The sequence below is a fragment of the Sphaerospermopsis sp. FACHB-1094 genome, from assembly GCF_014696195.1.
In the GTDB taxonomy this organism is placed as follows: Bacteria; Cyanobacteriota; Cyanobacteriia; order Cyanobacteriales; family Nostocaceae; genus Sphaerospermopsis; species Sphaerospermopsis kisseleviana.
This window is the reverse complement of the sequence record NZ_JACJPT010000158.1, coordinates 1-9,401: the sequence shown is the minus strand read 5'-3', so window position 1 is coordinate 9,401 and position 9,401 is coordinate 1. Positions and strand designations below refer to the sequence as shown.

Sequence of the window (9,401 nt, the reverse complement as noted above, 5' to 3'; positions counted from 1 at the left end):
TCGGTGTCCCTCCGAGTCCCGCTCTCTCGCGGCTCTCTCTCAGGCACTTATTCAATATAGCGAACCTATCTTGGAATGTCAACTACTTTTTCCAAGTTTTTTTGGATTTTTTTTCTAATCAGTTCAAATCCTTGTGGTGTAAGGGTTTGAGTTAATAAAATTATTGGCTCGGAATGAATCCAGATGGATTTATAACCCTGGGCGCATGATTTTTTCAGCGACTTGGGGCAAAAACTGTTGCAGTAGATAAAGCAGTTTAGATTTACCAATCAGCATTTCGTAATGATCACGGCTGGAGTTACGCCAAAATTCCTCTACTAAAGTATCTAGCTGTATCTTGCCTTTACCCCGTCCTTGGGTCATGGGTGTGTCTACTAAACGGGCAATAATCTCAAAAACTTTGATGGGAGTACGTTCTAGCTGCCAGCGTAGGGCTTTTGAGGCAATATGCAAACCTGCTTTACTACTACAGTAGGGGTTGCTGAGAAAGTCTTTCCGTGAGGGCATAGGAGTCAGGAGTCAGGAGTCAGGAGTCAGGAGGAGATTTGAAAATTTCTTTGCCATCTCTTGAAATCCCAAAAAATGCACACTTTTTCCGGTATACCCTTCAAAACCCTTGCACTAATTTCTGTGTTTATCAGCCTCTAACCTTTGATACATCAAGGTTTTAGGTTTATTCAGCAAACCCTACAGTAGATGGGCGCACTTTGCTTTGGTACTAAAGCTAGTCCAGATGTAATCTTGATTATGGCTGCTGATTGTTTGGTCAGTAGATGGGGAATCATGAGTAGGTTTGACAGGGTGAAAGATATTGCTGAGTTTGTTTATTTCTGAGTCGGGAATGTCTGTGGGCGATCGCAGGACATGAAACAATTGTTGATAGGGTTGATTACATAGGGCTTGCTGAATAAACCCAAAATACTGGTAAATCAAAGGTTTGAGGCTGATCAGGAGGAAAGAAAGTGCAAGATTTTTGAAGGGTATACCTTAAAAACTGTGCATTTTGGGTCTGATAAATTAGAAAATCTGGGGATAACAGATAGCTAAAACTATTCCCTATTCCCTATTCCCTATTCCCTATTCCCTGCCTCAACGAAGGGACTTTTTCAGCAAACCCTACATATATACTTGACTAAATTCCAAAGGTGAGAATTCAGATGAAGAGTTCTGTGGCTGTATTACCACCGTTTTTGGTGCTGGATCAATTGTTGCAAAGTTGGTTAATGGAGGATATTGGTAGGGGCGATCGCACTACTCAATCCCTTTTATCCCAAAATTCAACTATCAGACAAGGGAAGTGGGTAGCAAAAGCACCAGGAATAATCGCAGGTTTACCGATAGCAGCTAGGGTGTTTCAGTTATTAAATCATCAAGTCAGGTTTGTAGCTGTAAACTCTGAGGGTGCAAAGTGTGAAGCAGGAGACGTGGTAGCGGAAATTCAGGGTTCATTAGATGCGTTGTTGATGGGGGAACGGGTGGCGCTAAATTTGGCGATGCGGTTAAGTGGAATTGCAACGTTAACTAATATATATGTGGAGAAAATAGCAGATTTACCTGCAATGTTTGTGGATACGCGCAAAACTACACCAGGTTTGAGAATCTTGGAAAAGTACGCATCTGCTGTTGGGGGTGCGATTAATCACCGCATGGGGTTAGATGATGCAGTGATGATTAAGGATAATCATATTGCGGCAGTTGGGGGTATTGGAGAAGCTATTACCCGTATTCGTTCCCAAATGCCTTATCCTCTCACTATTGAAGTGGAAACAGAAAGTTTAGAACAGGTGCAACAAGCATTAAAGTATCAAGCCGATATTATTATGTTGGATAATATGCCTTTAACAATGATGACTGAGGCTGTGCAGTTAATTCGTGAACAGGACAGCCGAGTGAAAATTGAAGCATCGGGAAATGTAAGTTTAGAAACTATTCGCGCAGTAGCACAAACTGGTGTTGATTATATTTCTAGTAGTGCGCCAATTACTCAATCAAGGTGGTTGGATTTAAGTATGAAAATGATTTAAGCAATGTAGCAGCAGAGGCAAAGCCTCTGTGATGGCATTCCCAGTCGGAGACTGGGAACGAGTTAACGAGTTAAGTATTTTTATCAGTTAGGAAATGTGTAAAACAGATTTGCCTGGAAAACGTCTATCTACCAGTTTTTGAGCTACATCAGCAATTTCTGTCCAAGGGGCTTCTATGTCAATATGAGGGCGTAATTGTCCTGATTCTACTAATTCCACTAACCATTTTAACCCCACAGATGCGGATTCTTGTTTGAGTTCATGGAAGACTATTAAACCGTAAATACTCGCACCACCAAGGGCATAAAGATTGCCAGCATTAAAAGTTACTTCTCTTGCGGCAGTAGTTCCAAATACTACTGCTTGACCATTTGTACCTAAGAAACCTAACGCTTTACCGAGAACATCACCGCCTACAGAATCTATTATTAAATGATATGGTCCATATTGTTGAGCAGGGGATATATCTTCACCAATGACAATGTGATGCGCTCCTGCTTCTTTGACGATAGGTTCATACTTAGAAGTACGTAGATGGGCTGTAACCTTTGCACCGCTTAACCGTGCTAATTGAATAGCAAAGTTACCGACACCACCAGAAGCCCCCGTAATTAACACAGGTTGATTGAGGAGAAAACCGCCTTTTTTCATGATATGATAGGCTGTTAAACCTGCTATGGGTAATGTGGCAGCTTGAGCAAATGATACAAAGCGGGGTAGTTTTGCGAGAGAGTGGGTAGGTACTGCAACTATTTCACCCCAAGCACCGGAGGGGAGAAAACCGACAACCCGCGCTCCTTGTGGTGGTCCTGAACCGTCTGCGGCGGGTGTTTCTACAGTACCGGCGAGATCCCAACCAGGCCGCCAACCTGCTTGAGCAGTAGAAGCGCGTCTGAGTTCGCCGCGATTGAGTGAAATTGAGGCAACTTTAATTATGGCTTCGTTTGTTGCGGGTGTGGGTGCTGCAACTTCCTTTAATGCTAAACGTCCTGGTACGTTAGGATCAACAACGACAGCGCGAATTTTGTTGTTCATGTTTTTGATATCCTGGTTTGGGTTAAAAACTTGTTTTTCTTTGGTTTATATTACAATTACTTTATCAGCATCAATTTATTATCTTTATTGTCTGAATTGTCTGAATATTGACAAAACTGATCACAAAAATTATGATGACTAACTTAATCGAATACGAAGACGCTAACCCAGAAGTACGCGCAGTTTACGACGATATCCGCGCTACCAGACAAACTGAATATATCAACAATTTCTGGAAAGCTTTAGCTAATCATCCTCCAACTTTACGCCGTACTTGGGAAAGTCTCAAGGAAATTATGGCGGGTTCTGGGGAAATTGATCCACTGATGAGAGAATTAATTTACATTGCTGTGAGTGTGACTAATAACTGTGAATATTGCATTGCCTCACACACCGCAGCCGCAAAAAATAAGGGTATGACTGATACAATGTTTGGGGAATTGATGGCTATTGTTGGTGCTGCAAATATGACTAATAGGTTTGCAAATGGTTATAAAATTCCTGTGGATGAAATCTTTAAACAGCAGTAAAACTTCAATCATGGACAATTAATAATTACCTATCCCTTGGAGCGCGAAGATTGAAAAAGCGGAATTTTTTTCTTTTTTCCCCTTTAAAGGGGATATTTTAAACCTTGAACGAAACAATTATCAATTGTCAATTATCAATTATTTTCCCAACTTGTTGGAAATACCTTCACAACCACCGGGAATGGTTTTTCTGCTTTTTTCGCCGCACCAAGCACAGCAGTAACGACGCACGGGTTCTGACATTCTTTGTACATTGCTAAAATCGGCATTTTCTACTACTGCACCGGTGTATTCTCCGGTTTCATAGTCGGGTGGGTGGGTGCGACTGCGGGGTGAGGCTTTTTCTAATGAACCATAAAATAACCTGACACTGTTTAAATCGGCATTACTCAAATTAGCTTCATATAAAATCGTGCGGGCAAGGTTGGCTTTGACTAAATCACAACCACTGAGGTTAGCACGCACTAGATTTGCTTCACTCAAATCAGTCCACCGTAAATCAGTGTAAGAAAGGTCTGCACCGGCTAACATTACGCCTAAATCTATTACCCGTACACCTTCTATTCTGTCTTCGGCGTAGCCACCGCTACCATCGAGAATGGCTCTACCTAAACGGCGATCGCGTTTTAATGGTGTTAACAGTTTGGAACGGGAAAGAAAACGAAGAATTTTGGCTTTTCCATTGCCATCTACACTACTAAAAATTGCGGCTGTGCGTCCTTCTGCTATAGCTCTTTCTTGTGGCCAGTCTTCTAATAATCCTTCTTCATCTAATACTAAATCGGAAATGCCTTGAAAATAAGAATCTATAGTTTGTTGTTGAGTAATAATATTTTGTTGAACTGTAAGCAGGTTTTGTTGAATAGTTAAATCTTTGGAAATTACATATTGTCGCCAAGCTACATAAACGGCAATAATAGCTATAAGAATTTGTCCTAAAGCACCAAACCATTCAGCTAAAGTTCCTGAAGCTTCCCAGTTAATTTTTTTGCCCCAACGTAAGAGATGATAACCTAAGCCGCTAAATTTCAAGAAGCCAATAATACCTACCAATAAACCAATAAAGGCTAATAATAATGTTCTATCTTCTGGAGAAAACCATTCTTTGATGACATCTTGCAACCAAGGAAATAGCATGGCTATGGATAAAACCAAAGTTGCGAAAGTTCCCAAAATACCCAAGAATGAGTTATTAATAGCAATACCAATAAAAGTTATGGCGATCGTTAATAAAGTAAAAATCAAAGCTCTAGGTTTAACAACAACCTGACTGTGATAACGTTCTCTAAAACCAGAGATTGCCCTTTTGAGGGCATTGGTATTTTGGGGAGATTGTAAAGAAGAAATAGCTGCTAAAGCTTGTTGTGCAGCTAAACCTTCTGCCGTGAGTTCATTTTCACTAGCAATATCAAAATCATCGCGTTCTAAATTGTGTTCTGGAATAGGTTCTGACTGTGGTGGATGATAAGAATTAGATTCAAGAGTCATTTTTAGATTTTAGATTTTAGATTTTAGATTTTAGATTTTAGATTGGTAAATTAATTACTGTCACCTGTCACCTCTCCCTTATAACCTACTTTATCAACAAGTCAGGAGTAAGTATCACTTTCGCTAACTTTTAACTCCTGACTTTTGCTTTGAAAATTTATTTTTTATGGAAACGGAAACAAGAATTTGTTAAGCTAGTCCTACCAACTTGGCGCTGAAGTCCCACATTTTTTCAGCTTTAGCATCATCGCTGGCTTCATTGGAAACTTTCTGCACAAAGGACTTACCATCTTTTTTCTGTCTATTTCCCCAACTCCAATAAATTCCAGATTGATTGTAAGCTGGATCTGCTACTACATCGGCTACTCTTTCACCAGCTAATTCTTCGGAAACAAACCCCCCAGTAATATATTTTTGGAACACAGGGAAGAGTTTCTGGAATAGGGGATAATGGTTGCGGAATAGGGCGGTTGTAGCCACGCAACCGGGATATAGGGAACTAAAAGTAATACCCGTTGACTCATGATAGCGTCTGTGTAATTCTCTCATGGTCAAAACGTTACAAACTTTACTATCTTTGTAAGCTTTAACCGGTTCAAATTTCTTACCGTCAATCATAGTATTGGGAGCTTTAAAACCAGCTTCAAAACCTTTTAAATCTCCTAAATCGGGACGTGGGGGAATTTTACCGCCTAACTCGTTGGGGTTGTGTGTAACTGTTCCTAAAATCACCAGTCTGGGTTCAGAAGTGGAAGCTTTCTTTAGATCCTCCAACATCAAGTTACACAGCAGGAAATGGCCAAGATGGTTAGTAGCCACACTTAACTCATATCCATCAGGGCTAAATAAAGGCTCTTTAATCAAAGGCATATAGATGGCAGCGTTGCACACCAAAGCATCTAATGATCTGCCCGTAGCTCTAAAATCCTGAACAAATTTTCTTACACTATCTAAAGAGCCTAAATCTATGTGTATAATGGTGTAGCTGTCTTTGCGAATCCCCACTGTTTGGGCTGCTGCTTCGGTTTTTTCCAGGTTGCGACAAGCCATAATAACGTGCCAACCTCTCTTAGCTAAAGCATTAGCTGCATACAAACCCACACCAGAGGAAGCACCTGTGATTATAACCGTTGATTTATGCTGTTGTTCCATCGTCTTGAGAATCTGATGATTGTAGTTCAGTTGTTATTATGATCTCACACCATGTTCATCCATGATCAGCCTTGTAGCTAACGGATTAAAACAGGGAAATGCTGACAAAAAAAAGGATAACAATTTTTGCTAAGTTGCATGAGATTAATTCAATTTAATTTATATATCGACAAATCGTGGGTGATTGCATATTTGGCAGATTTATTTGTAATTATTCAATAAATCCGCATATTTGGTAGTTTTGCCAACATGATCGAGTTGAATATACAGTCAAAGTTATAGATAAATTGCCAATAGATTGTATAAAATAATTGATCAACTATATCTAGACATGGTATAGTTTATGTGAGTTAATCAAAACTTATCAAATTCTTGATTTCTTTTTCATTCAAATACAAGATAATTAATAGCAGTTTAGTGGACTTGGATACAACTTTTAAACATTCAAAAGGCATAACATTAAATTATGAGTTGCGTAGGTGCAGTATGATTTTAAGGCGATACTTTATTGCCTGTGGATTCATGAGTTTTTTGACTGTTGGTTGTGGTGATTTGGCAATATCATCAACAGAATATACCAAGCAAGTTGTACAAGAAAACAATGTTGCTCAACTCATAGCAGAAGTACAAGATAGTCAAAAAGCGGAAAAATTATTCATTCAAGGCAATAATTTTTTAGATACCAGTCGCTATAAAGAAGCTCTGACATTCTATAATCAAGCGATTGAAATTAAAAAAGACAGCGTAGAAACATGGGTAAATCGAGGTAATGCCCTGATAGCTTTACATCGGTATGAAGAAGCTTTAGAATCCTATGATAAAGCGATCGCCATTCGTCCGAATAAAAATGAAGCTTGGTATAATCGAGGAAATGCCTTATCAGCTTTACGGCGTTACGAGGAAGCAGTAAAATCCTACGATGAAGCTATAGTTATTGAACCAGATAAATTTGAAGCTTGGATCAACAGAGGAATTGCACTAACAAAATTACGCAGGTACAAAGAAGGCTTGGCATCTTACAATGAAGCTATCAAGATCAACCCAAATTCCCATCAAGCATATTACAATAAAGCTTGTAATTATGCCTTACAAAATAAACCAGACCTAGCAATTGAGTACCTAGTAAAAGCTATGCAAATGCAACCTGAAAAATACCAAAAATTAGCCCAAACTGACACAGATTTTGATAAAATCAGGGATAAAAAGGAATTTCAGGAATTATTAAAATGAAGAAGTTAGGAGTAAGTAGGGGCGAAGCATTCGGACAAAAATATTGGGAAAAAATCGATAATTTATCATCCGAATGCTTCACCTGTACAGGAGTCAGGAGTCAGGAGTGGAATAGAGAATGAAAAAACTCCTAATTACAGGTGCAAGTGGTTTTTTAGGGTGGCATCTTTGCCAAGTAGCAAAGACAGAGAAATGGGAAATTTATGGTACTTATGCTACCCATTTTTTAGAAATACCAGATGTAAAAATATTGCAAGTTGATTTAACAGACTTTCAGAAATTAAAAGAAATATTCCATCAGATAAAACCAGATGCAGTAATTCATACTGCGGCACAATCTCAACCAAATTATTGTCAACTGCATCCCCAGTCATCTTATACTATTAATGTTACCGCATCTTGTAACATTGCCGGACTTTGTGCAGATCATAATTTACCTTTAGCTTTTACATCTACCGACTTAGTTTTTGATGGTTTAAAACCTCCCTATAAAGAAACAGATGCAGTGTCACCAGTGAATATTTATGGTGAACAAAAAGCGCAAGCAGAAACAGAAATATTAAGAGTATATCCCCAAGCTGCAATTTGTAGAATGCCGTTAATGTTTGGGAAAGAAACACCCACAGCGAAAAGCTTTATTCAGGGATTTATCCAAACATTGAAAGACGGAAAAGAACTGAATTTATTTAGAGATGAATTTCGCACCCCAGTAAGTGCAAACACAGCCGCAAAAGGTTTATTATTAGCATTAGAAAAAGTTAACGGGATAATTCATTTAGGTGGTAAAGAAAGAATTTCCCGTTATGATTTTGGTAAAATTTTAGTTGAAGTAATACAACTTCCCAGCGATAAATTAAAATCATGTTTGCAAGATGATGTAAAAATGGCAGCACCAAGGCCAAAGGATGTTTCTTTAGATAGTGAAAAAGCGTTTAGTTTGGGATATCAACCATTATCTGTGAGGGAAGAATTAGAGAGGTTGTAAATAGGGGATTTTGAGGATTTTTTTGTCTGAATCAGGATGTCCAGGATTTAAGGATGCTAGTGAGTTTGTCAATTTCAACATCCCACCAATAATCTACAAAATGAGCGATCTCACTTGTTTAAAAATCTCTTCAATATCAACAGGTAAATAGGGAGAAACAACATCTTCAGCACCATCATGTACATGATGAGGATAGGTTGCAATTTCAGGATGATGGGGTGCGTTATCCCAACGTTTTATTAGTTCTCTATTTTCAGTTTGCCAATGAAAACTATATTTAATTATTTCTACTTGTCCAGATTCTATTTTAAAAAACTCAAACATTTCTAAAAAACTACCATTTTTTAATATCACACGATAACGCCATAAACCTTTATCAGTTTGTGCTTCTTCTCTAAGAATCGTAAAATTTACAACTTCTGGACACAGTGTAATTATAGATTTTATCCAGGCTAAATAATCATCGGCATTTTTCATATTTTTCATAAAGCTTGTTCTAACTTATGGATTTTTTTTAAAATGTCTTTGCGGAGTTCACATAAACCAAACCATTCAAAAAAATCCATTTCATCACCTAAGCTACCTGAGTTAAATTGTTCCTCGAATTGTTCAGAAGTTAGTTGATATTTTTGTTCAAATTTTTCTATATCTGAGTTATAGATATCTAATTTTTGGCGATGACGGGTTAAAATTACGTTTAGAAGTTGTCCAATAATTCTATCTAGTTCTGTATTGTCGTTACAATTTTCTGTGAGTAGTTCTAATTTTTCTAATGTGTTCATAATTTTAGATTGGATGAAGTTTATTAGTTGTGAATATTTTAGCACACTTTATATTTTTTGTCAGAATCAGGATATCCAGGACACCCTTCGGGAAGTCAAAAGTCAAAAGTCAAAAGTCAAAAAAATCATTTATTTTCAGAAGGATTTACAGGATGTTGTTGTTTTATTTTCTATG

The 9,401-nt window shown here is 38.1% G+C and carries 11 protein-coding genes; 4 read left to right on the top strand and 7 right to left on the bottom strand.

Annotated features, from left to right (window positions below; translation table 11 throughout):
- Nucleotides 1–189: 189 nt before the first annotated feature.
- Together H6F47_RS25620 and H6F47_RS25615 are read right to left on the bottom strand one after the other, a co-directional pair.
- Nucleotides 190–507 carry a hypothetical protein gene (locus tag H6F47_RS25620; protein WP_242027497.1) on the bottom strand — a complete coding sequence of 106 codons (318 nt, stop codon included), beginning with the start codon at nucleotides 505–507 and terminating at the stop codon, nucleotides 190–192.
- Between the two features lie 180 nt (nucleotides 508–687).
- Nucleotides 688–933: a hypothetical protein gene (locus tag H6F47_RS25615; RefSeq protein WP_190651590.1), complete on the bottom strand. Its 246-nt coding sequence runs from the start codon at nucleotides 931–933 to the stop codon at nucleotides 688–690.
- A gap of 224 nt (nucleotides 934–1,157) precedes the next feature.
- Between H6F47_RS25615 and nadC the strand changes: the two genes are divergently transcribed.
- The gene (gene nadC / locus H6F47_RS25610) at nucleotides 1,158–2,024 is read left to right on the top strand and encodes a carboxylating nicotinate-nucleotide diphosphorylase (RefSeq protein ID WP_190651588.1); all 867 of its coding nucleotides are present in this window, start codon (nucleotides 1,158–1,160) and stop codon (nucleotides 2,022–2,024) included.
- Nucleotides 2,025–2,111: 87 nt separating this feature from the next.
- On the opposite strand, the gene H6F47_RS25605 is transcribed toward nadC, so the two are convergent.
- Nucleotides 2,112–3,059, bottom strand: coding sequence for a zinc-binding dehydrogenase (locus tag H6F47_RS25605; RefSeq protein WP_190651587.1), 948 nt, complete (start codon nucleotides 3,057–3,059; stop codon nucleotides 2,112–2,114).
- A 134-nt stretch (nucleotides 3,060–3,193) separates the two neighbouring features.
- Here H6F47_RS25605 and H6F47_RS25600 point away from each other — a divergent pair, with 134 nt between their 5' ends.
- On the top strand, nucleotides 3,194–3,589 hold the full coding sequence (locus H6F47_RS25600; protein WP_096571157.1) for a carboxymuconolactone decarboxylase family protein: 396 nt from the start codon (nucleotides 3,194–3,196) through the stop codon (nucleotides 3,587–3,589).
- 138 nt (nucleotides 3,590–3,727) lie between these two features.
- Here the strand turns inward: H6F47_RS25600 and H6F47_RS25595 are convergent, their stop codons facing one another.
- Both H6F47_RS25595 and H6F47_RS25590 read right to left on the bottom strand, forming a co-directional pair.
- A complete protein-coding gene (locus H6F47_RS25595; RefSeq protein ID WP_190651584.1) occupies nucleotides 3,728–5,077 on the bottom strand; it encodes a pentapeptide repeat-containing protein in 1,350 nt (449 codons plus the stop codon).
- A gap of 189 nt (nucleotides 5,078–5,266) precedes the next feature.
- Complete coding sequence (locus tag H6F47_RS25590; RefSeq protein ID WP_190651582.1) at nucleotides 5,267–6,229, bottom strand: protochlorophyllide reductase; 963 nt, start codon at nucleotides 6,227–6,229, stop codon at nucleotides 5,267–5,269.
- A 486-nt stretch (nucleotides 6,230–6,715) separates the two neighbouring features.
- Between H6F47_RS25590 and H6F47_RS25585 the strand changes: the two genes are divergently transcribed.
- Both H6F47_RS25585 and H6F47_RS25580 read left to right on the top strand, forming a co-directional pair.
- Nucleotides 6,716–7,459, top strand: coding sequence for a tetratricopeptide repeat protein (locus tag H6F47_RS25585; protein WP_137667494.1), 744 nt, complete (start codon nucleotides 6,716–6,718; stop codon nucleotides 7,457–7,459).
- 118 nt (nucleotides 7,460–7,577) lie between these two features.
- The gene (locus H6F47_RS25580; protein WP_137667493.1) at nucleotides 7,578–8,444 is read left to right on the top strand and encodes an NAD(P)-dependent oxidoreductase; all 867 of its coding nucleotides are present in this window, start codon (nucleotides 7,578–7,580) and stop codon (nucleotides 8,442–8,444) included.
- A 93-nt stretch (nucleotides 8,445–8,537) separates the two neighbouring features.
- On the opposite strand, the gene H6F47_RS25575 is transcribed toward H6F47_RS25580, so the two are convergent.
- Nucleotides 8,538–8,930 (bottom strand): DUF6516 family protein, encoded by a 393-nt coding sequence (locus tag H6F47_RS25575; RefSeq protein ID WP_096571148.1) that lies wholly within the window; start codon nucleotides 8,928–8,930, stop codon nucleotides 8,538–8,540.
- Nucleotides 8,927–9,226 (bottom strand): hypothetical protein, encoded by a 300-nt coding sequence (locus H6F47_RS25570; RefSeq protein ID WP_190348461.1) that lies wholly within the window; start codon nucleotides 9,224–9,226, stop codon nucleotides 8,927–8,929. Before H6F47_RS25570 ends, H6F47_RS25575 begins: the two co-directional genes overlap by 4 nt.
- Nucleotides 9,227–9,401 lie beyond the last annotated feature (175 nt).